General features: G+C 62.1%; 19 protein-coding genes and 1 pseudogene. 15 read left to right on the top strand and 5 right to left on the bottom strand.

The window, feature by feature from the left end:
- Window positions 1-46: 46 nt before the first annotated feature.
- Window positions 47-1411: an EAL domain-containing protein gene (locus ACFVVC_RS11025; protein ID WP_387452631.1), complete on the bottom strand. Its 1365-nt coding sequence runs from the start codon at window positions 1409-1411 to the stop codon at window positions 47-49.
- 223 nt (window positions 1412-1634) lie between these two features.
- Between ACFVVC_RS11025 and ACFVVC_RS11020 the strand changes: the two are divergent.
- Window positions 1635-1990, top strand: a pseudogene (locus ACFVVC_RS11020) (recombinase family protein); the annotation flags it as partial.
- 36 nt (window positions 1991-2026) lie between these two features.
- Window positions 2027-2287, top strand: coding sequence for a helix-turn-helix domain-containing protein (locus tag ACFVVC_RS11015; protein WP_387452702.1), 261 nt, complete (start codon window positions 2027-2029; stop codon window positions 2285-2287).
- A 159-nt stretch (window positions 2288-2446) separates the two neighbouring features.
- Here ACFVVC_RS11015 and ACFVVC_RS11010 read toward each other — a convergent pair whose 3' ends face one another.
- The 4 genes from ACFVVC_RS11010 to ACFVVC_RS10995 all read right to left on the bottom strand — a co-directional run bounded on the left by ACFVVC_RS11010 (window position 2447) and on the right by ACFVVC_RS10995 (window position 7505).
- Entirely contained in the window at window positions 2447-5347 is a 2901-nt protein-coding gene (locus ACFVVC_RS11010; protein ID WP_387452628.1) for an alkaline phosphatase family protein, read from the bottom strand.
- A gap of 292 nt (window positions 5348-5639) precedes the next feature.
- On the bottom strand, window positions 5640-5840 hold the full coding sequence (locus tag ACFVVC_RS11005; protein ID WP_387452625.1) for a diguanylate cyclase: 201 nt from the start codon (window positions 5838-5840) through the stop codon (window positions 5640-5642).
- On the bottom strand, window positions 5804-6532 hold the full coding sequence (locus ACFVVC_RS11000; protein WP_387452622.1) for a diguanylate cyclase: 729 nt from the start codon (window positions 6530-6532) through the stop codon (window positions 5804-5806). The genes ACFVVC_RS11005 and ACFVVC_RS11000 overlap by 37 nt, the downstream gene beginning before the upstream one ends.
- A gap of 283 nt (window positions 6533-6815) precedes the next feature.
- A complete protein-coding gene (locus tag ACFVVC_RS10995; protein WP_387452619.1) occupies window positions 6816-7505 on the bottom strand; it encodes a hypothetical protein in 690 nt (229 codons plus the stop codon).
- An 862-nt stretch (window positions 7506-8367) separates the two neighbouring features.
- On the opposite strand from ACFVVC_RS10995, the gene ACFVVC_RS10990 reads away from it, so the two are divergent.
- From ACFVVC_RS10990 to ACFVVC_RS10930, 13 genes are all read left to right on the top strand, one after another.
- Window positions 8368-8802 (top strand): SRPBCC family protein, encoded by a 435-nt coding sequence (locus ACFVVC_RS10990; protein ID WP_387452616.1) that lies wholly within the window; start codon window positions 8368-8370, stop codon window positions 8800-8802.
- Window positions 8803-9026: 224 nt separating this feature from the next.
- Complete coding sequence (locus tag ACFVVC_RS10985; protein WP_387452613.1) at window positions 9027-9458, top strand: ester cyclase; 432 nt, start codon at window positions 9027-9029, stop codon at window positions 9456-9458.
- Between the two features lie 254 nt (window positions 9459-9712).
- Window positions 9713-11173, top strand: a complete 1461-nt coding sequence (locus ACFVVC_RS10980; protein WP_387452610.1) for an amidase — start codon at window positions 9713-9715, stop codon at window positions 11171-11173.
- A gap of 62 nt (window positions 11174-11235) precedes the next feature.
- Window positions 11236-11547 (top strand): hypothetical protein, encoded by a 312-nt coding sequence (locus ACFVVC_RS10975; RefSeq protein ID WP_387452607.1) that lies wholly within the window; start codon window positions 11236-11238, stop codon window positions 11545-11547.
- A 281-nt stretch (window positions 11548-11828) separates the two neighbouring features.
- The gene (locus ACFVVC_RS10970; protein WP_387452604.1) at window positions 11829-12860 is read left to right on the top strand and encodes an alpha/beta fold hydrolase; all 1032 of its coding nucleotides are present in this window, start codon (window positions 11829-11831) and stop codon (window positions 12858-12860) included.
- Between the two features lie 484 nt (window positions 12861-13344).
- Entirely contained in the window at window positions 13345-14079 is a 735-nt protein-coding gene (locus tag ACFVVC_RS10965; RefSeq protein WP_387452601.1) for a hypothetical protein, read from the top strand.
- Window positions 14080-14624: 545 nt separating this feature from the next.
- Complete coding sequence (locus tag ACFVVC_RS10960) at window positions 14625-14825, top strand: ribbon-helix-helix protein, CopG family (protein WP_387452598.1); 201 nt, start codon at window positions 14625-14627, stop codon at window positions 14823-14825.
- Window positions 14822-15190 (top strand): type II toxin-antitoxin system death-on-curing family toxin, encoded by a 369-nt coding sequence (locus ACFVVC_RS10955; RefSeq protein ID WP_387452595.1) that lies wholly within the window; start codon window positions 14822-14824, stop codon window positions 15188-15190. Before ACFVVC_RS10960 ends, ACFVVC_RS10955 begins: the two co-directional genes overlap by 4 nt.
- A 242-nt stretch (window positions 15191-15432) precedes the next feature.
- Window positions 15433-16566: a tyrosine-type recombinase/integrase gene (locus tag ACFVVC_RS10950; RefSeq protein WP_387452592.1), complete on the top strand. Its 1134-nt coding sequence runs from the start codon at window positions 15433-15435 to the stop codon at window positions 16564-16566.
- 104 nt (window positions 16567-16670) lie between these two features.
- Entirely contained in the window at window positions 16671-16895 is a 225-nt protein-coding gene (locus ACFVVC_RS10945) for a hypothetical protein (protein ID WP_387452589.1), read from the top strand.
- A gap of 209 nt (window positions 16896-17104) precedes the next feature.
- On the top strand, window positions 17105-17791 hold the full coding sequence (locus ACFVVC_RS10940) for an HNH endonuclease family protein (protein ID WP_387452586.1): 687 nt from the start codon (window positions 17105-17107) through the stop codon (window positions 17789-17791).
- Between the two features lie 270 nt (window positions 17792-18061).
- The gene (locus ACFVVC_RS10935) at window positions 18062-20629 is read left to right on the top strand and encodes a hypothetical protein (protein ID WP_387452583.1); all 2568 of its coding nucleotides are present in this window, start codon (window positions 18062-18064) and stop codon (window positions 20627-20629) included.
- Window positions 20630-21165: 536 nt separating this feature from the next.
- Entirely contained in the window at window positions 21166-21327 is a 162-nt protein-coding gene (locus tag ACFVVC_RS10930) for a hypothetical protein (RefSeq protein ID WP_387452699.1), read from the top strand.
- Window positions 21328-21481 lie beyond the last annotated feature (154 nt).

Here is a 21481-nt window from a genome sequence, read left to right as displayed (position 1 = left end):
CTCTGAAGAGCCACCGGAAGGTGCGCAGAGAGGTCGTACCGGACCCCTAATGCTTGTCGGGTCCGAGGCGCAGGCTTTCAGACCACCGGGCCCAGTCTTTGGGTTCAATCGAGGGCCGGCCGATGAGATAGCCCTGCCCCGCGGTCATTCCGAGCCGGGCAACAGCCGTAAGCTCTTCGGGTGCTTCGATGCCCTCGGCGATGATTGCGGCGCCGATTTGGCGCGAGAACTCGACCATGGCGGCGCCGAGGGCCCGCTGTCCCTGGTCGTCGTCGATCCCGGCGATGAGGCTGCGGTCCAGCTTGATGATGTCGGGCCTGATGTGGAGGACGTGACGCATGGAGGCGAAGCCGGAGCCGGCGTCGTCCACGGCAATCCGCAGCCCTGCGGCCCGGAGCGGAGCCAGCGCCGAGAGCAGGGGTCCGTATTCACAGACTTCAAGGCGTTCCGTCAGTTCAAGGACGATCCTCTCCGGCGGCAGCCCGCAACGTTCAAGTAGCCCGGGAAGGCGCGGGTCCATGCATGTCTCGGGGGAAATGTTCAGGGCCACGTAAATATCCGGCGGAAGACCTTGCGCCATTTTCAGGGCTCGCTCCATGGCGGCGAATTCGAGTTCGCCTAGAAGCCCGACGATGGCGGCCTCCTTAAACCAGAACTCGGTGCCGGCGGTCCCCTCGTCGACAAACCGGGTCAGCGCTTCGACGCCGAGGAGTTTTCCGGTGGCGAGGCTGCGGATGGGCTGGAAGGCAGTAAGGAGCAGGTTCTCGTCGAGCATGCGCTGGATCTGGTCCCTGTGGAGGGAATCGATCGCCTCCCGTGCCGACAGTGGCGGGAGGATCCGGCTCGTCCCTTCAAAACCGCCAGGCCGGCCCTCCATGGCCGGGCGCGCTGTGCCCGAGACGTTCATCCAGACGGACCGGCCGTCCCGGTGCCGGCACCGGACCACGACGCCCGCCCAGTCCGGCCCTGCAGCTGCCGCCACATCGCCCTTGGCACGCACCAGGTCCCCTGCGTCGATGACCAGGTCACACCGCTGACCGAGCAGCTCCGCCGGCTTCCATCCCAAGAGGTTTTCACTCGTCGGGCTGGAAAACGTAAAGCAGCCCTGGTCGTCCACGGCCCACACCCATTCCTGACTGGTGGCCATGACGGTGTCCATCAGCTGGGCGGTGGCCTTTGCGTTGCGACGCTCGGCCCGGTGCCCGGAACGAAAACGAACTGTCAGGACGAGAGCCATTGCGATAGGGGCTAGAACGAGCAGGCCGGCCAGCAACCGGTCCCTTGGCTCATTCAAGATGCCCTCCGGATCAAGGATCACAATGGCGGCCGCCGCGACGGCGAAGACCACCTGAACCACGAGCACAACTCCCAGAACGTCGCGCACTCTTGGCGACCCCGACTTATCGGACATCTCCGCACCCCCCGGCTTGGTGGCCTGAGCCTACTACGATGCCCGCGCCGTTCGAAAGGTTCAGCACCTCGTGCGTGTCTCACGAACTATAGGTAAGGGCACCTCTGCTACTGGTCCCGAAATCCCTGTATTCCGGGGCCAGAAATGTCTCACCTACCCTGTATCACCTGACTGTCTTGAGACCTCTTAAGAGCTTGTGAGACGAGACAGAAGGGAGCAGGAGATGAAACTCGGGTACGCACGCGTCAGCACCACGGACCAGAAGGCCCGCATGCAGGTTGAGTCGCTATTGGAAGCCGGCGTCGAGGAGAACCGGATCTTCATCGACGAGATGTCCGGCCTGGTGGCAGCGAAGGACCGGCCGCAGATGGCCAAGCTCCTTGACTACGCCCGCGACGGCGACGAGATCTTCGCGTGGCGATCGATCGTCTCGGGCGCTCCCTCGTGGACGTGATCAACACCGTCCAGACCATCACTGAGCGCGGGATCAGCCTGCACTCGATCATGGATGGCGTGGATCCTTCTTCATCACATGGCCGGCTCCAGCTGGCACTCTTCGCCAGCCTGGCTCAGTACGAGCCTGAACTGATTACAGAGCGGGTGCGCTCAGGGGTCATGGCGGCCCAGGCCAGGGGAGTGAAGTTCGGACGGCAGGCACCCAAGCTGGAGACCATCGAGACGAAGCTGCGCGCAGTCCGGCAGCTCCTGGCCGACGGCACGCCCGCTGCCGAGGCGGCCGAAGCTGTCGGCTGGTCCCGACCGACCATGTACCGGTACCTGAAGAAGTTCGGTACGGAGATCCCCGCCGACGCGGTAGTCCATGGCAGGGGGCGGTCGCAGTACGCGCTGCAGAAGGTGCTGCCGGTCCGGGACTGAAACGGTCCACACCGGCAGGAATCGAGTATGCAGGCCGGATTCCCTGGGCACTAGACAGGGTCCCGGCTCAAGTGGAGCCGGGACCCTGTCTTGACGTCCTAAAAGCTGCTCAAGGTTCCCGCCTGATGGCCATCGGCCGACCGGAGGTCAAGAGCTTTATCAGCTGTCCTCGTGGTTGGTTGATCCGGCGGGGATACCCGGGACGTCGTCGGGTCCGTAGATCTTCTCATCTCCGGGGTAGGGGGTTGCCCAGTTGTGGGCCTGGTACCAGGTCCAGCGGTTGAACAGGTTGGGGTCCGCGTAGTCTTCCTTCGCGCCGTTGCCTGTCAGGTGCTGCTTCTCGGACCAGTCGTCCCACTTTTCGGCGGTGTCCTTCATCGGGGCCGGGACGGTGGCGGCTTTGGCTGCGGCGTCGTTTACCGCGGCGGCAGCGGCTCCGGTCTGGCCCAGGGTGTCGGGCCCGCAGGCGGGAGCGGTTTTGACACCCTCGGTGAGCGGGACCTGGTTCGGGACCGCAGAGTACGGCGTCAGGTCGGGCTTGTTGGTGAAGGAGTCGAACATGGGGGTGGCCGCGGCGATCTTCTGGTTCAGCGGCTGGGCACCCAGGATCTGCTGGATGGTCCGGACCATGTTGATCTGAGAGTAGAAGGTGCTGACCGTTTTGCCGTGCACCGCGTAGGGGCTGATGACCTGGACCGGGGCGCGGTGGCCGTCGACGTGGTCGGTGCCATTCTGGCTATCGTCCTCGGCGATGAAGATCGCGGAGTCCTTCCAGTACTCCGAGTGCGAGATCTCGTCAACGATCTTGCCCACGGCCAGGTCGTTGTCGGCGACCTGGGCTTCGGGGTCGGCGGTCCCGCCGGTGTGGTCGCTGGAGAGCCAGGTCATCTGGAAGTTCTTCGGGCCGTTCTTCTCGAAGTCCTGCTTCCACGTTGCGTAGCGGTAGATGTCCGGCACCGAAGTGTCGAAGGGTGCCGCGTTCGGGTCTGAGATCTCGTTCAGGGACGGGATGGCCGAGCTGGCGTGCATCTGCAGTGCGGGGGTGAAGAGCTGGGCGGGGTCGCCACCGGCCATGGTGCTTGTGGCGGCGCAGTAGTACTGCTGCCAGGTCGCGCCGGCGGGCTTGCCTTCCTCGGAGTCGAACTCGCCGTAGTTCCTGGCGGTTTTGCCTGCATCCTTGATCGCGGTCCAGAGGAAGCCGGAGCGCTGGTGGCCCAGGACGTCGTCCTCAGTATCGTAGGAGCGTTTGTACTCACCGGCGCTGGTCTCGGTGTAGGCCGGGTCGTCGCCCTGCATCATCCAGTTGTGGCCTTCGGCCGAGTTGGTGCCAATGTCGTAGGTGTTGTCGTAGAGCCCGAACTGGCCGGCAAGAGCGTGCTGGTTCGGGGTGACTTTCGAGCCGAACTGTGCCAGGGAGGCATCGCCGTTGCCCTGTTTCATATCGCCGTACACCTGGTCGTAGGTGCGGTTTTCCTTGACGATCAGGAAGACATGTTTGATCGTGGACGGCTCCCCGATCCGCTTCGGCACGGCGACTGCCGGGATCTTGGCGGCCTCGGCGGCCGTCGCTTCCTTGACCGAGCTGCCGTCCCAACCGTTTTGCTCGAAGACCGTTTCCGTGTTCTTCTGGATTTCTTCATCGCTGGGCAGGGTGAATTTGGTGAGGGACGCGGTGGTGGAGTGCGTGCCGTGCCCGGTGGCAGCCGTGGTGTTCGGGCCTTCGTTGATGGTCACCTCGGGGCCGCGCGCGTCGATGCCGCGGATGTTGGTGACCACGATCTGGCCGTTGACCGCGGTGACGTTGCCCGGGTAGTAATCCGTGGGCAGGAGGCCGATGTAGCTGGCCGGGTCCTTCGGGTCTTGCTTGTTGACCTTGTAGACCGCGATCGCGTTGGCCCGGCCGAGCGAGATGAGCAAGTGGTCGCCCTGCATGGTGATCGCGGTGGGCTCGTAGCCGACCTGGGAGGAGGCCCAAGGCTGGGTGGCGATGGTCTGGAGGACCTTGTTGCCGGTGGTGTCCACGACGGAGACGGTGTCACTGTTGGTGTTCGCCACGTACAGCGCGGCGCCGTCCAGGAACATTGCCGTCGGGTGCAGCTGGACGTCGATCGAGGCAACCGGCGCGGCGGCGTTGGCCGTGTCGATGACGCTGAGCGTACCGGTCGTGGAGGTCCCGAGGTTGGTGTCTGCCGGGACGTCTGTGCCGTAGGAGTTCATGGTCGGCTCCCCCGGGAGGGCCGGGCGGCCTCCTTCGTTGGAGACGTAGAGCCGGGTGCCAACGAATTTCAGCTGGCGCGGGGCGATACCCGTACCGAAGGTCTGCTTGATCGTGCCGGCGACGGGGTCGATCGCGACGACGGTGTTTTGGCCGTTCACGGCGGCGTAGAGCGTCGTGCCGTCGGAGGAGAACGCCATACCGGCGGTCAGGGCCTGCTTGTCACCGGCGTTGGGGATGTTGACCTTCGTCCCGGTGCCGAGCGAGCCGTCCGGGTTGAAAGGGTAGCGGACAATCCCGGTCGCGACAGGTTCGTAGAGGAATTTGCCGTCGGGCGAAAAGACCGGCCCATCCTGCCCCACGGAACCGTCCGTGATGTGCTGGTAGGCCATGTTCGCGTACCCGGCGTTGGCCGCCGCGGTGGCAAAAGCCGTAACAGCTTGGGTGCCGGCGGCGGCCACGGGCTTATAGGTCGTGAGGTCGAAGACCTGCAGGTCGACGGACCGGTCAGTGCTGGTCCCGACGAGGTAGCGGCCGTCCGGGCTGACGGTGGAGCCCATGATCTTTCCGAAGGGCGTCATTAGGCGGTCGCCGATGGGCTTGATCTCCTGGTTCGAGGAGATCTGCTCGCCCTTATCATCCTCGGAGCCGACCTGCTGCTGGCCGAAGGGGATGGTGGAGGCGGCTGCGATGCCGGCCCCGCCCAGAACGGCGAGGGTGCAGCTGGCCGCAACGATGGCAAGCGGCTTGCGGCCACGCACGAAGGCCGGCAGCTTTTGCAGGCTGGAGACGTTCGACTCTTGTTCAGTGGTGGATGTACTGGCGGACTCTGTGGGTCTTTTCACGCAAGCGAACCTACGTGCCGTGGATTAATTTCAGGTGACGGTAACTGTTATTCCAGGCAACCATCAGGCACCTTAGCTAAAGTCCGGATCGGTCCGAGAGTCTCGAGTCTTCGTGACTGGCCATATCAACTGGGATTGCGAGGTCGATGGGGAAGCCCCCACGGAGGAGACGACCGCCGGCACCGGGGGCATTCGATTCCACACCCGGTTCGTTGCAGCTGTCGAGACCGGAAACGCACGAGTACTTGTCGCCGGGGCGGACTGCGGCCGATAACGTCGCGGAGCAGCAGCTTCAAGGCGCTGTTGCCACTCTGTTCCGGCCAGTTGCTTTCGCGATGTAGAGGGCCGCGTCGGCCTCACGTAGAACGTTGTCGGCCTCGGCGTGATAGTCGGTGAAGGCTGAAATACCTGCGCTGAGTGTCAGGTGGCCGGTCGGGTCTCCGGAGTGGGTGATGCTCAGCGTCTTGACCGCGTGAAGTGCCTTTTCCAGCATTTCCTTGGCTCCTTGTGGCGGTTGCGTTGGCAGGACGAGCAGGAATTCCTAGCCACCGTACCGGTACACGCCGTCGCTGGTTCGCGTGACTGTGGCGAGGGCGGCAGCAACGGCCTGCAGGGGAGGTCGCCTGCCTGGTGCCCGTAGATGTCGTTGGAGCTTTTGAAGTTGTCCACGTCGCGCATGGCGAGACAATGTTCCTCGCCGTACCGCAGGCTGCGTTCGTGCAGTTGTTCGAGGACTTCAGTGAGCTTGAGCCTGTTGTTCAGGCCGGTCAGGGCATCGGTGCGGACCTGGTGGGAGAGCATCGTCCGATAGCGTGCCAGGTCGGCGTGGAGTGTGGTCACGCGCTGTGCCACGAGCAGCCGGGTATGCAGGACGAAGGGGTTAAGCGCCTTGGTGACGTAGTCGTCTGCGCCGGCGTCGAGGCCGGAGAGGACGTCGTCCCGGGATCCTTGCGAGGTAAGGGCCATGATGTAGGTGTACAGATCGTGGTCCGTGCCCGTATGGCGCTGCACAGTGCTGAACCGTCCAGGCCGGGCATCATCCACTCCGTGACCACTACGTCCGGCTGGTGTTCCAGAAACAGGGCCCCACGCCTCATCGCCGTCACTGGGGGTGAGGCAGTTGTGGCCGGAGCGTTCGACGGCGGCCTGGGCCACCATCAGCGGTCCCGGGTCGTCATCTGCCACCAGGACCATCATGGGGCCACGTCCAGGGCATGATCGAGTTCGATATCCACTTGCTCAAGCTCCGCTTCCAACGTGCGAACTGCGAGTGCACCATGCCCGTGGGTGCGCAGCAAAGGGCGGTCTTCCCGTCGGCCAACGGCCAGGTGCTCTTCCTGGCCCCTTTGGTAGCGAAGCCTGGGATTACGCGGGCGGACGCCGGAGGACGACCGTGAGTGAGGTGCCAACGTGGCCGCCGCGACGGTCCTGGCGGCTCCTGCCTAAGCTGCTCCATCACCCTGCGCTGTCATTGGCCGAGCAGGGAAACGGCGTGGGCGATGACCAACGCCAGCAGCACGAAGCCGCCGAAGGCTTCCAACCCCATAAGTGCCTTCGCCCGGGCTGAAAGCGGCATTGTATCCGTGGGGCTGAATGCCATGGAGTTGGACAGCGAAAAGTACAGATAGTCAATGAACGCCGCAGTCCAGCCGGTTTTGACCGAAGATCTGGCGGCAACTTCCTTTACGGCATCGTGGTCTTCATCTTGCGGGAAGCGGAAGTCTGCTCTGGGCAGGTTGGAGCGCGAGGTGTGTCGGCGGGATACAGGTCCGCCGCGGTCCAGTTCCCAATAGACCAAGGCAAAAGCGATCACGTTCGTTACCCATACCTGAAGTGCGGCGAGCAAAAGGGTCGGGCCGTTGCTGTTGGTTGTCGTAAGGGCAATAACCAACTGAACCAAGGCAGCCTCGTTGGCCACGACCAGGAGGAGCGCCTGGCCGATGGAAAGAATTCTGGACCAGCGAGTTTCGCGGGTGAGCCGGCGAGGATTTAGGACCACCAGCGGAATCAGGAGGCCCAGTCCGACCACCACGACGACGTAGCGAACGCCAGGCAGGAATGTCGTCGGCAGCGACCCGTATAAGCCCAGCGCAGCGAGAAGGCCAATCACGGCAGGCCAGCGATGCTCGGCTCCGCTCTCCATTTCGACTGAGTTCATGATCAGGAGTCTAGGCTCGGTGGCCCCGTCGGCGCCGATCAGGACATTGATTGTTCGCCGCGTCGGCTAAGCATCAGCACCCGGGGGCGCGGGCCTTGAACCACCTGTGATTCGGCGCCGTCTGCACGAGAGTTCCTCGACACAGCGGGGAGGGCTTTTTTCGTGCAGAAAGTCCACGGGTGCACCCAGCTGGTGCAGTCTGAGAGCATTTCCGGGCGGGACTGCTGAGGCGTTGTGGGCACATTGACAAACCGGCATGACACGGCGGGGAACACGAACCTCAACAGGACGCAGCCGCCCGCTTCGGACTCTACGCTTTCAGCTCGTCCAATCCTTCCCTGGACAGCCAGATCCCAGTGGCGGAAGTCGTCGCAGGCCCGGCCAGGCCCCTTGCACCGTCCACCCCTGGCAAAGGCGGCAATAACCGGTCCCAGCCTTACAAAGTCGTGCGGGTAACTAGTCTGCCGCAACACCGCATGGCTGCACTCCAGACCCCGTAAAGCCTCCACAGCCTTGGCCATAGCGTCTTGAGTTCGTGCCTGCAACCCTGAACCAGCCCGCTCCGTGGTCGGTCCCGTAATCAAGAAGGAACGGCATAGAGGAAAGCTTGCCGCACCACACCAGGTTCAGACAGGGCCGATGATCCCTCTGGGGCGACATCCGCACGGATATGCTTCCCACCCCGGTGGCGAACTGGGGCAGCTGTCGGGCACCTGATGTAACCCATCCTGACCCTGGACTTAGTGAACGTTCTCCTGACATGCTGGCCGACGTGGCCTGCGTCGGCAGGACGCCGCGAAACCGCTAGTACTGGTGGAATTGTATGGTCGGTGACAGGCGCTCGGTTGTTGGAAGGATAAGTATGGCCCACGCAGAAAATCAGATCGCTATCGCCTGCTCAGCTGAGGTGGTGTATGCGTTTCTGGCGGATGGATTGAATAACCCGAAATGGCGCTCGGGTGTTCAGGCCATTAGCCTGCGAAGCGGAGCTGCCGGGAGCGTCGGGGCCGTCTACCAGCAGACGCTTACCGGTCCCGGCGGCCGTCCGGTGGCTGGAGACTATGAAATTACGGAGGCCCGGCCCGGGGAATTCCTGGCGTTCCACGTCGTAGCCGGGCCGGCGCGTCCCGTCGGGGAATACAGACTGACCCAGGACGCCACGGGGACCCTCGTGAGATTCACTCTTGATGTGCAGCCCAAGGGCCTCATGAAACTGGCCGGACCCTTGATCCAACGCACCATGGGCGCCGAGGTCAGCCAACTCACATACCTCAAAGCCTGCCTTGAATCATCTTGACGGGTGCGGAACGGGGCTGTCCGCCCATCGCTGCCCTGCAAACGCTGACCGTGTTTGCGGCGTTGATGACTTCCGGACGTGGATCCTTGCCTTGGCGGTGTGCCTAACGTGCCTGAGTTCACCCGCGACGGCGGCGGGAGACAGAGGACCAACGACCCATTGACTGGTGCCTTGGCAGGTCTAGCATGAACCGCGTCAGGACATTTTCAAGGAGGAGATGTGTGATGTCACGCGCTGAAGTTGAGGAGCTTGACGACCGCGGGATGGCGGCCTGGGACCAGCATGACACGGCCGGCTTCGCCGGCCTGCTGGCCGATAATTTTACCTTTTCGGATGTGATGACCGCGGAGCCCTTCCACACACGGGATCAGGTCCAGTCCTACATGGACGCGTGGTTCTCAGCCTTCCCGGATATGCACGTCAGGACCACGAGCAGGGTGGTCAGCGACGACGAAGTGGCGGCTGAACTGGAGTTCACCGGAACCAATACCGGGCCGCTGCGCATGGGGGACCGGGAAATTCCCGCCACGGGCAAATCCGTGGTCGGGACCGGAACCTATTTCGCGTCCATCAGGGACGGTAAGATCGTCTCCTTCCGGGCTCACCCTGACGTCGCGTCAATGATGGGGCAACTGGGCCTGATGCCCGGAATGTAGCGGCAGCCCAAGGTGGCCTGTGGCTGCCTAGGAAATGAAAGCGAGCGCCGGCTCTGCCCGGCACGGGCAGCATGTGGCTCCCTGGGATGCCTTACGAGGCGGCGAGCCGCAACGGGCCGGCCTTGCCGACGAGGTCGCCGAGGATTTCCCCGGCCGCCATGAGCCCCGCACCGCGTGGACTGTCCGGCCATAGTTTCCGGGCGTAGAGCCTTCGCCGGAAACTGACTGTCGTAATGCCGCCAAGGGAGGTCGCAGTGGATGAACAACTCCGTTGGATGGATGCAACGGAGCAGGCCGACTTAGTCCGCTCCGGCCAGGTCAGCGCCGGTGAACTGCTTGCGGAAGCGAGGGAACGCATCCGGGCAATTAACCCTTCCCTAAACGCCGTGATCCTCGAGCTGGACTTGGCGCACGACGGTTTGCCCGCCCCGGCCGGAAACACACCGCATGACAACGGAGGATCCGATCGCTATCCGTTTCCAGGGGTGCCGTTCCTGGTCAAGGATCTCGCCCTGGAAATCGCGGGGACACGGTTTACGGAAGGTTCGCGTTGGCTTGCGGGGAACGTCTCACGCACGGACCAGGAGCTCGCGCGGCGGTTCCAGCGGGCCGGGCTGGCCATCGTCGGCAAGACCAACACCTGTGAGTTTGGCCTAAGTCCGCACTGCGAACCAATCCTCCATGGCCCAACGCGCAACCCATGGAACCTGGCTCTTTCCACCAGCGGATCCAGCGGCGGGTCGGCGGCCGCCGTTGCGGCCGGCCTCGTCCCGATGGCACACGGAAACGACCTGGGCGGTTCACTGCGCTATCCAGCAGCGTGGTGCGGACTCTTCGGCCTCAAACCAACCCGCGGACGGGTTCCGCTCGGACCGGAATATGGCGACATCGCGGGCGGACTTGCGGCCGAGTTTGCGCTGACCCGCACAGTCCGCGACGCGGCTGCATTGTTGGACGCCGTCGCCGGACCGGCTCCCGGTGACCCATACTGCGCTCCGCCGCAGGAGCGCCCGTACATGGCCGAGATGATGACCGCGCCGGGACGCCTGAGAATCGCGGCCACGGCTGCACCCAACAGGGGCCAGACAGTCCATCCTGACTACCAGCGGACCTTTGACGCGACGGTGAACTTACTGGTCAGCCTGGGCCACCATGTCGAAGAAGCGCATCCGGAGCCGCTGGATCGTGCAGGACACCGAGCTCTCCGCGCCGTCTACGGTGCCGCGGCCAGCTGGATCGAAGGGTACTGGACGAACCGGCAAGGGCACGGGCCGGAACCGGGCGAAATCGAACCCGACACCGAGGTCCTGTTCGAACGCGGCCGAAAGGTCAGTGCCGCGGACTACCTCCAAGGCGTGGAGGAACTGCAGCGCTTTAGCCGCCGGATCGCCGGATTCTTAGATAATTACGACCTCTGGCTGACGCCGACGGTAGGCTGGCCACCGTTGCCGCTGGGCACCCTAACGGCCACGGGTGAAGACCCCCTCCGCGGCGAGAAGGAAGCTGGCCGGTTCCTGATGTTTGATGGCGAGTACGCCAACATCACCGGTAACCCGGCCATGTCGATACCGTCGGGCACCGACTCCGCCGGGCTCCCCGTCGGAATGTCTTTCCTGGCCGCCTTCGGCGCCGAGGCAACCCTTTTCCGCCTTGCCGCACAGCTGGAACGGGCCAATCCCTGGGCCGCGCGGCGACCAACAACCACGATGCTGTAAATCCGCTTCCCCAGCCACCGAACAAAACAGCGCCCCAGCGAGAAACAAGCGAGGCAGAAAAAATGTATCTAGGAATGTACACCTTCCGGGGGAACCCGGCTGAGCTACTTGCCGCCCACGACCGCATGCTCGCACTCCTTCCGGAAGGCCAACTGGACCTACACCTCTGCATGGAAACTGAAGACGGCATCGCTGTCCTCGACAGCTGCCCGAACAGGGAAGTCTTTGACCGCTTCAGCAGCGGTCGATCATTCCAGGAACTCGTGGCCGCTGCCGGGCTACCCAACGCCGAAATCCAGCACCTGGGCATCGTTAAGAGCTTCGTCCTGCCACCAGGGCAGAAGGAGGCAGCCAGCGGCACCGACCAGCCATAGAAGCACAAAACGCTTTGCGGAGCGGAATGAGCCGTTGCAGGTCCTCTTACGGTTGGTGCCTGTTGGGGCGGAATCTCTCGGTCGAGTAGCTTTCGTCCCTTGCTGCGCCGGTCATCGTGTGCGTCTGCGACCGCTTATTCGGCAGTGAAGCCGTCAACGAAGAGCCAGCGGCACTCGGCACGAAAAACTCGAAGCCAGTCCGGAACGGCGGGACACCAGTCTTATGCAATGAGCGCTTACTAAGTGGGAGGGCGGCTGGGCGGATGCCGGAACGGCAGCTGGTGGGAATCCCTGGTCTGCTGGCAGGCTGCGTCACTTTTGGCGTGCTGAGCGTCGGTTATCAGGTGATCGCTACGGAGCGCGACCGCCGTCGCTTCCCTCCACCCGGGGAATTGGTGGACATCGACGGGCGCCGTTTACACCTTTGGCGAGCCGGACGCGGCGCCCCGGCAGTGGTGGTGGTTACTGCGCTGGGCGCGGCCGCCCTTGAGTGGGCGGGGGTGCAGCGGGAACTGGCCCGGGACACCACCGTGTGCCTCTACGACCGTCCTGGCCTCGGGTGGAGCCCGGCCCGGACCCGGCCGGAAACTGTCGCCGGGATGGCTGATGACCTTGACCGGCTGTTGATCGCCGGCCATGTTTCCCCGCCCTACCTCTTGGTCGGGCACTCGCTCGGCGGGATGGTTGCCCGGATCTACGCGGCCAACCACCCGGATCGGATGCTCGGGCTGGTTCTGGTCGATACCCCACATGACCGGCAGTTTGAGCGTGCCGGACAGTTCCTCGACGCACGGGTCCGGGCACGGCGGCTGGCCGCCAGGCTGTTCGCCGGCGCCCGGCAGGTCGCACCACGAGGTCTCGTCCGGCTCGGGGCGGACATCGGCATCGCCCGGAAAACCCGCGCCGAGGCACGCCAACGGTTCCACGGAAGCCCGGTCGAGCTCGGGCTGGCACTGCAACTGAGGAACAGGCACCGCTGCTCTCTTCTCGGGGAGGTACACGCCCTCCTGACCGCAGGACCATACCTGAGAAACCATGCCCCCACCCTTGGCGATCTACCACTCACAGTGATCACACGCGCGGCCTCCCGGCCCGGGCCGGCAGGCTCCGGCAGGACTGCTGCCGGGACCATGGCGGCACTGACATTATGGGCTGACCTCCAATCAGAGCTCGCCCAGCTCTCAACCCGCGGCACGCTTGTCGTCGCCGAACACGCAGGCCACCACATCCACCGCGAGGAACCCGACGTCATCTGCCGCGCCGTTCGGGAGATCATCGCAGACGCCCAGCCCTGCCCGCTTCGCCGAACATAGCCGCACCCTCCAATACGAAGCCAGTAATGAACGGGCTAAGGCAGTGGACAGTCGCTCACGACAGGTTTCACTTGCGGCCTTTGTCCAGGGTCTCATGGGCCACCAGAAGCAGGTCGTCGCGGTTACTGAGTTGCATTTAGTGCTCACCGTAAAGCTCAACGGCGATGGCGACCGCCGCTTCAGCGGTGCTGATTTCCAGGGGGCTGCAAAGTACCGCGATGTCGGCGTCACGGAAGGGCCTCTCGACCCCCATTCACCCGCAGCCATACAGCTGTGGATTGGCTCTGCGTCTCTTCCTCCGGCAGTTGGCAGAAGAGTCTTGGGCTGGTGAGCTGCTCCTTGACCGCGTCAACCCGGGAGATCATGCTGGTTGCCTGTTCGTGGTCAGCTCCCGATCGGAAGGCCGACGATGTCCTTGGCTAGTTATGCACCCCCTTCTTCGCGTTTCCGGTTGCTGTTGGCTGCATCGGCAGCTGCTGTACTGATGCTTGTCGGCACGCCGGCACAGGCATCCACCACCACTGGTCCCGGCAACGACGTGTCCTGGCCTCAGTGCGGCCAAACCCTGCCCAAGACCCAGACTTTCGCCGTCGTTGGCGTAAACAATGGCTTGGCGAACAGCACCAACCCGTGCTTGGCCGCCGAGCTGTCATGGGCTCGCACTTCAAAGGGCGGGACGGGCCAGCCCCTGGTCGCCCTGTACGTGAACACCGCTAACCCGCGTACGGCCGGATCTTGGTGGCCCAGCAGCAACACCTACGGCGGGACATCCGTGCCGAACCCGTATGGGCAGTGCACCGGCGGATCGGTCGGGGCAGCATGCTCGTACATGTACGGGTACGCCAAGGCTTATGACGATGCGAACATCCGTGGGGTTAGCAACCCGGCTTCGTATACCTGGTGGCTGGATGTAGAGACAGGGAACAGCTGGTCGACGGATAGGGTGGCGAACAGGGCGGATCTGGAGGGCATGTCGGCCTACTTCGCGAGCATTGGCGCCGGAGTCGGCCTGTACTCCACGAGCGCCCAGTGGACGCAGATCGTTGGCACCGTTACGGCTACGAGCAACCTGTTCACCCTGCGTAGCTGGCTTCCGGGTGCCAGCTCGTCGGCCGCGGCGAAACGCAGGTGCTCCGACGTCCCCCTGACCGGCGGAGGGAAAGTTGCCCTCACCCAATACACCTCGGGCAGCTTCGACTACGACATTTCCTGTATCTAAAAAACACGCTGTCGGTAAGTCGGCAAGAAGCGCTACCCCTGGTGCAACAACTAGGTGTGTCCGACAAAGTTTGACTGGAAATTTGCCATTTGCAGGCGCCAGCGCATAAGTGTAGGCGCACCCGCGTACGCGCAGAATGACTGCCGTTGACGCAATCTAGAGGGGCGGCCCGGGAGCCCACTCAGCCGCTACTGGTAACGGCGCATATTCGTTCTCGAACTGATCGATGAGTCCGAACCGTTGACTCTGCCGCGGGATCACCTGGCCTGGTGACAGGCGCGGTCGCTGATTTCTATGTGCGATGGCAACGGCGATTCTCGGAATCGTCTCTCATAATTTCGTAGCCAATATCTGGTACTCACCGTTGGTTATGAGACAGGGGAGCGGGCTTGGTGCTGAGGTGAATTCGTGCCAGGCCGCAAGCAGACGGGGACCTCAGAACCGCGGTCCTGATTCGAATCGGTCTTCGAGTTCCCGCGTCGAACGAGCGGGTGCCTGCATCCCGCCAGCGGCGGGTACCGGTTTGGTACCATAAGGGGATGGCTATGAATCTCCGCGTCCCTGAAGACCTCGATCGGCGGCTGGAGAAGTTGGCTGCCGAGGAACACACGTCCAAGTCCGCGCTTCTGTTGCAGGGCGCAGAGTTGGTTCTTCAGCGCCACGCGCGCCGGCGTGAGATCAGCGAAGGCCTCAGTTTTGTTATGAGTCATGACGCTGATCTGCTGAAGCGCCTTGAAGACGCGTGACAGCGTACCTGGACATTGAGGACGCACTTCAGGTAGTCGATCGGTACGGCTTCCATGTCCGTGATGTCGGGTTGTTGGCCTCAGCATTGGCCAGGCCGGCTACGACTGTTATGGGCGCTGAAGCTTATCCGGAACTGGCGGTGAAGGCGGCCGCGTTGTTGGAGTCGGTTGCCCGGTTCCATTCACTCATTGATGGCAACAAACGGACGGCGTGGACGCTCATGGTGCTGCTGCCGTGGATCAACGGTTACCGGCATGACCTCACCACGGATGAAGGGTTCGACCTCGTCGTCGGAGTCGCCGCGTGCACTATCGACTTGATGGACTCAGCCGCCGAGATCTCCAAGCATCTGGTGCCCCGGTAGTCCTCCAACGCCCCCGAGAGCGGGTATGGACAATGTCCACACTTTCCGTCTCGTACTGGGCCAAACGGCCTTCGGACTGGCTAGGATTCCGCATGTTTTCGCGGGTTCCCCGTGTTTGCAAGGGTCGGAATGTAGTTCGAGTCCCACCTCGGGCACAGTGTTTCCGCAGGTCAGCTGCCTCTTACTTCCTCTGGTGTTGACAAATCCACCCAAAGTGTTGACAGCGGCGTACCGTTTTCTGTGTGGCCAGCATTCGAAAACGCACCAAGAAGGACGGTTCATCGTCCTACATGGTGTTGTGGCGGGACCCGAAGAGCCGCGAGCAGCAAGGTCTCACAGTCGCTAGTCTCGCCGAGGCTGAGACCCTAAAGAGGCTTCTCGACGCTAACGGCCAGTCGTTCGAAATCGCGCAGCATGCCATGCTTTCCAACGAGAAGCGCACACCCACTGTTGCTGAAGTCATTCAGGAGCACATCGACCTGCTGCTCCGCCCGTCGAGCGGAACCACGAAGACGTACCAGACGATGCTGGACCTGCATATCCGGAACGTCATCGGCCACGTGCCCGTGGACAAACTCGATTACCGGCTGATCGCGCACTGGGTGAAGTCGATGATGGCGAAGGGCAAAGCCCCGAAGACTATCCACAACGTACATGGCCTGATCTCGGCAGCCATGAATACGGCGGAGATGCTCGGCTACATCACGCGGAACGCCTGCCGTGGGGTGCAGCTACCGGGCGTTGAGAAGGCCGAGGACGAGGCGATGTTCCTCACCCATGCGGAGTTCAGCCTCATCATGGAGGGGATGGGAGAGTGGTTCAAGGCCTTCACGGACTTCCTGGTCATGACCGGCACCCGATTTGGAGAAGCCACCGCATTAACCGTGGCGGACGTGGACCTGCTTTCCAAACCGCCTACTGCACGGATCAACAAGGCTTGGAAGCGGGATGGGCAAAACCAGTTTTACGTTGGCCTGACCAAGACCGGAGCCGGTAAGAGGACCATAGGACTGAACCCTGCGCTGGTGGAGCTGCTGATCCCGCTGGTGGCGAGCAGGCCAGGAAAGGAACTGGTGTTCACGACGCCCAAGGGCGGGCGGATCTTCCACAAGCTCTATTGGGCCGACTACTGGGTCCCGGCCGTTCGCACGGCCCAGGCAAATGGCCTGACCAAGAACCCACGGATCCACGACCTTCGCCACACGCACGCGTCCTGGCTTATCCAGGACGGCGTGCCCTTGTTCACCATCTCGCGCCGGCTGGGGCACGCCTCCACGAAGACTACGGAGCAGGTCTACGGTCACTTGATGCCTGAGGCATTGCAGGTGGGCGCCGACGCGACTGAGCGGTCTGTGACGGCTTTCCAGCGGCTGTAACGGGCCTACAGGGAATCAAAGCCAGCGACTAGGAATTCGGTCATGTTGGCGGGTCCCTCCGGGTGCATGAACTGGGAAACGTGCACCTATTCATGGGAGACGCTGTGGACATCGAATTTTTTGAGCCTGCCGAAGCAGCAGCGCTGATGCGCTGCACTGAGTCTTGGCTGCGTGACGGCGCGACCAGCGGAAAGTTCCCTCACGCCTGCTGGGGCAAGGGAAAGATCATCTTTACGTCAGAGCACATCCGGGAAATTGCGAGATTGAGTGAGATCCTTCCTGGTGGCGCGGAGTCCAAGCAATCAACGGAGCAACCCCTGACCAAGTAGCGACTCATAGGGACCCGTTCCAAGGTCCGCTTGGCCACGGCGAACTGATTCAGCCTGACAGGTGCTTTTGGTTCGGTTCTTCCACTTGCTCCGATGTGGCGGGCACCACATGTCCTCTTACCGCTTGTATGAGGTAGCCGAAGTTAGCGTGGAATAACTCCTCGCCGTACGGAAGGGCCGTTCAAATCATTCGCTCAATCGCCCCAGCCTTGACCGCCGCCGCCGCGTTCTTGCTGGTTGGCCCTCTTGCTGGTTGTGACGCTGCCGCCCATGCCGTAGCGGGAACCGCTCCAAATATCTCTGCTGGTCAGTCGTTGGGCGGTGACTCTGCTCGTGAAGCAGCCCAGGCTCTCGTCCTGCTTGAGCGCATCCCGGTCAAGGGGCGAGCCCCAAAGACTGGCTACACCCGCGATGAGTTTGGACCCGCCTGGGCCGACACAGACCACAACGGGTGCGACACCCGCAATGACATCCTCGCCCGCGACCTGACTGGGGAGACGTTCAAGCCCGGAACCAACAACTGCGTCGTCGCGACAGGCAAACTGGCCGACAAGTACACGGGCACCACTATCAACTTCGTCCACGGCCAGGACACCAGCTCGGACATCCAGATCGACCACATCGTTCCCCTCAGCGACGCATGGCAGAAAGGTGCCCAGCAGCTGAGTGCAGATCAGCGCAAAGAACTCGCGAACGACCCGCTAAACCTCATGGCAGCCGACGGCCCCACAAACAGCGCCAAAGGCGATAATGATGCCGCCACATGGCTTCCGCCGAACAAATCTTTCCGGTGCGAATACGTCGAGCGGCAAACGGCGGTCAAAACGAAATACAGTCTCTGGGCAACGCAGGCTGAGCACGACGCTATCGCTGGCATCTTGAACAATTGCCAGTAGCCTTCTGAGCCACATTGCGACCGCCAGTGGGTGTTCATTTTCTCAGGGTTCAAGATCCTGACGTGCACGCTTTGCCACGGCTGAAGTGATACTTACGAAAAAGCGTGTACTGTGCTTGTTCAGCCCGACCACATCGCATTCCTTCACCCGTAGTCCCTTGGGACATGCTGTGCCTGGTTCGGAGAAGACTCCCGCTAGGTGCAAAGGTAAGCTCTCGTCATGAGAGTACCGCCGCCAGGGCGTTCCGCCCGCCGTGCGCAAGATCTGCAAGTGGGCGAGCTCTTCACTGATCGCGAGAGTGAGGCCAGAGCTTTCAGCTACGCCCTTAGAAGCTTCAGGTCGTACCTGGATTCGGATACGGATGCCGACGATGCTCGTCTAAACGTGCTGGTCTATTACGGGCTGGGCGGAATAGGCAAGACTGCGCTTTCTGAGCGCCTGGAGAAATGGGCCAACCGTGCGCTGCCCTTGGTAAACGGGTGGGGTCCACCTCCAGCCACTCAGGTCAACGCCACTGCGCGCATTGATCTCCACGGCTCGGCGGGGCAGATAGACATCGCCACAGCACTCATCACTCTGCGTGCCGGCGTTTCGAAACTCGCCCATCGGTGGCCCGTTTTTGATTTAGCTCTTGCTGCGTACCTCTCTGCACTTCGACCCGGTGAACCGCTCCCAAAATTCGGTGGACGCGACGAGCTCACTGACGTCGTCACAGGAACTCTTCGTGACACGCTTTCTGACATTGGACAGGTTTTCGAGGTTGCTGCGGCTGGGACCGGGGCGGGACTGGGAGTGTACGCAGTCCGCAAATTGATGGCCGAGGTGCAACGGAGTCGTGATCTCAGGCTCGGCATAGACGCGTACCCGGGGTTCGAAAAGTTCCTTACCCGCTGCAGCACGGAACCTAGTCCAACTGAACCCCGTCCGGACTTGGCATGTGAAATTGCAGAGTTACTTTCCTGGGAGCTGTCAAAGCTGGCGCCGTGCCCGCTTGTCGCAGTTTTTGTGGACACAACTGAACGCTTGGCAATAGATCCGCGGCGGGTATCGGAGGGCTATCTCAACTCTCTCATCTACGCTATGCCGAATGTCCTTTTTGTACTAACAGGGCGCGACATGCTGGATTGGTACAACGAGGCTCGCGTCAACCTTCCCAATCGCGGCCGTCGATTTTGGCCAAATTTGGTACCTGGCACGGATTGCGAACCTAGGCAACATTTGCTGGGGCGGCTTTCCCCATCTGATACCAGGGCGGTGATTCTGCGAGGGAGGGAGCAGCTTGACCTTCCGATGAGCGATGGCGTTGTAGAAGAACTTGTAAGGTCTTCCGCCGGTTTACCCCAGTATCTGGAGCTGGCCCGGCAAGTGGCAATAACGATCAAGGGAGCCGGTGATGGCCGGCAGGTAGAAGTGGCAGATGTCTCGGGCTCTTTGGGTGAACTCGTGATGCGTGTCCTTGAAGATGTGCCTCCAGACGAGCAGCGCGCGATCCGAGGAGCCTCCTTATTTCGCATATTCGACACGCATCTCATATCTGCTGCTGCGGGAGTCGACCACGGCTGCGCTGAGCGGGCCGTCGGGCGTCCAATGATCGATCGTTACAACGGCGAACGGTTTCCTCATCGCATGCACGACGCTGTTCGAGAAGCGATACGGTCAGCGGACCATCGTGTTGCGGCCGGTTGGTCAGAACAGGACTGGAAGGTCGCCGCCAGTCGCGCGGTGGCCGCTGTCCGTGAACTTCACGATGACGCCAAGAAGAGGCAAGATTCTCGGGAGGTTCTTGATGCGCTCGGGATTGCAATCACTCTTGTATGTGAACAAGAGGTGACACTCGATCCGTCAGGGAGTCCGTCCTATGCCGATTGGCTTTCTAAAGCGATCGTCTTCAGCCCCTCGGTACAGGGGCTGGGGTTCAGGGTTCCCGGCGCGAGTACGACGACATACGGGCAGCGTGTCCTTGATTTTATTGGTGGTAAGGCGATCGACCGGCCCATGGAAGAGCGCATGCAGTTGCTTCAATCAGTCTTCGAATCCGACCACCCTCTGCGTTGTGTCGCCGGGCGCCACCTGGGTTACAACCTGAAGGCACAGTATCGTTGGGACGAAGCACTGACCGTTTTTGACCGGTTGGTTGCCATAGAGCCTTCCCCTCTGAACGTCGCCCAGGCACCATTAGTACTCAGCATGGCACGTAGGTTCGCCGACGCCATGACAGCTGCTGAGGGAACTAACGCGATGCCTCAGATCGTCAGGACGACCGAATACGCCCACGGACGCCCTGAACGTTACTTCCGCGAGATTGATGAGAAGATCGCCAAACTTCAGAACGCAGGACGCCAGCGAGAACTTTTAGAGGATTTGGGCGACAAACTTGTGCGACGGGCGCTTTTTGTTCACGATCTGGATACACAAGAGCTGCAGCGATATGCAGATGAGGCTGAACTCGTCGGCCATAGCTATGCCATGCGAAGCGCTATGCTCGCCACCGTCCTGCACAATGAAGGCGATCGTGCATTTATTTTGGCTGTTCTTGAGCGACTTAGAGTTCTCGACCAGACCGCCGCAGCCAAAGAAACCATCGGCTTTCGGTATGCCTTGGGGGAGTTGTGTGACGCTTTATTGCAGGGGGATCGTGATCGGCTCGTCAGACTTCAAGAAGAGGCGGCCCTCGTTAAGCTAAGAAGCCGTGCATGGATTCCGGTGGAGATGTTTCTCGAAGCCATCGACCTGCCGCTTCCAAGAGTGGAGACCCAGTGGCTAGAGGAATTTGATGTCGTCAAGCAGCGCTGGGCTGGTCATTTAAACGCCTACTTGGCCAAACATATGACTGTCTAGGCTGGGGGCTTGACGGAGATGTTTTGACCGCTGACCTAGCGAAGGGGTAGGCGGACAGGCAGCTTGAGGTGCGCGGGATAGGGGGCATCTGGCCCTGTCGGCAGCCGTGCAAACCAGTAAGGTGGCTTTCTCTAAAAATGACCTAAGCGGGCTTTGGTTCTCGCGCTTTTGCGCGGGTCCGACACATCGGCTTCTACCGCTACGTTCTTCCCCGAGGCTGTGGAACATCCGTCAGAGTATTTTTGGAGTCCTTCAGCCTTAAGGCGCTATGCGGTTCGCGAAGAATCAGGGGCGCCGGTTTAGAGCGAGGCACTACCGGCCAGTATTCTTCCTAGTCCGAAAATGAGGTGAGCTTCCTGTGGTCGGCGCGTGTGAGGTTATCCGGCGGGTGTGCGGGGAGGCGTCGGATAGTGACGAAAATGGAGGTCAGGCTGCCGGGGTCAGGGTGACCGTGTAGCCGAGTGCTTCGAGGTGGCGGACGTGGTTGTGTTTGCTGGCGCCGGGGTTGTCGTAGCGGCTGAAGTGCGGCCCGCTTCATCACCCACCTGCGCTACTTCTTCGTGCGCGCACAGACAGGCCAACAGTTGGACGACGGGGCCAGCACTCTCAGCAAAGCAATCCGCGAGGCCTACCCGGAGGCGTACGCGACCGCCCTCAAGCTGCAGGCAGTCCTCGAGCTGCGGCTGGGCACCCCCTGACCGAAGACGAAGTGACATACCTGACCCTTCACGTCGCCCGGATGGTCGAAGACTTCCGGCTTCGCTGACATCCGACGACCCAGGAGACGTTGTGAGGGTGGGGTGTGCTCCACACGCGGGAGCGTCCCATTTTAGTTGATCCGTCGTTGGCATT

The organism is Pseudarthrobacter sp. NPDC058196 (assembly GCF_042882685.1).
In the GTDB taxonomy this organism is placed as follows: domain Bacteria; phylum Actinomycetota; class Actinomycetes; order Actinomycetales; family Micrococcaceae; genus Arthrobacter.
Note: the sequence above shows the minus strand (reverse complement) of the source record. Positions and strands in the feature narration are given on the sequence as shown.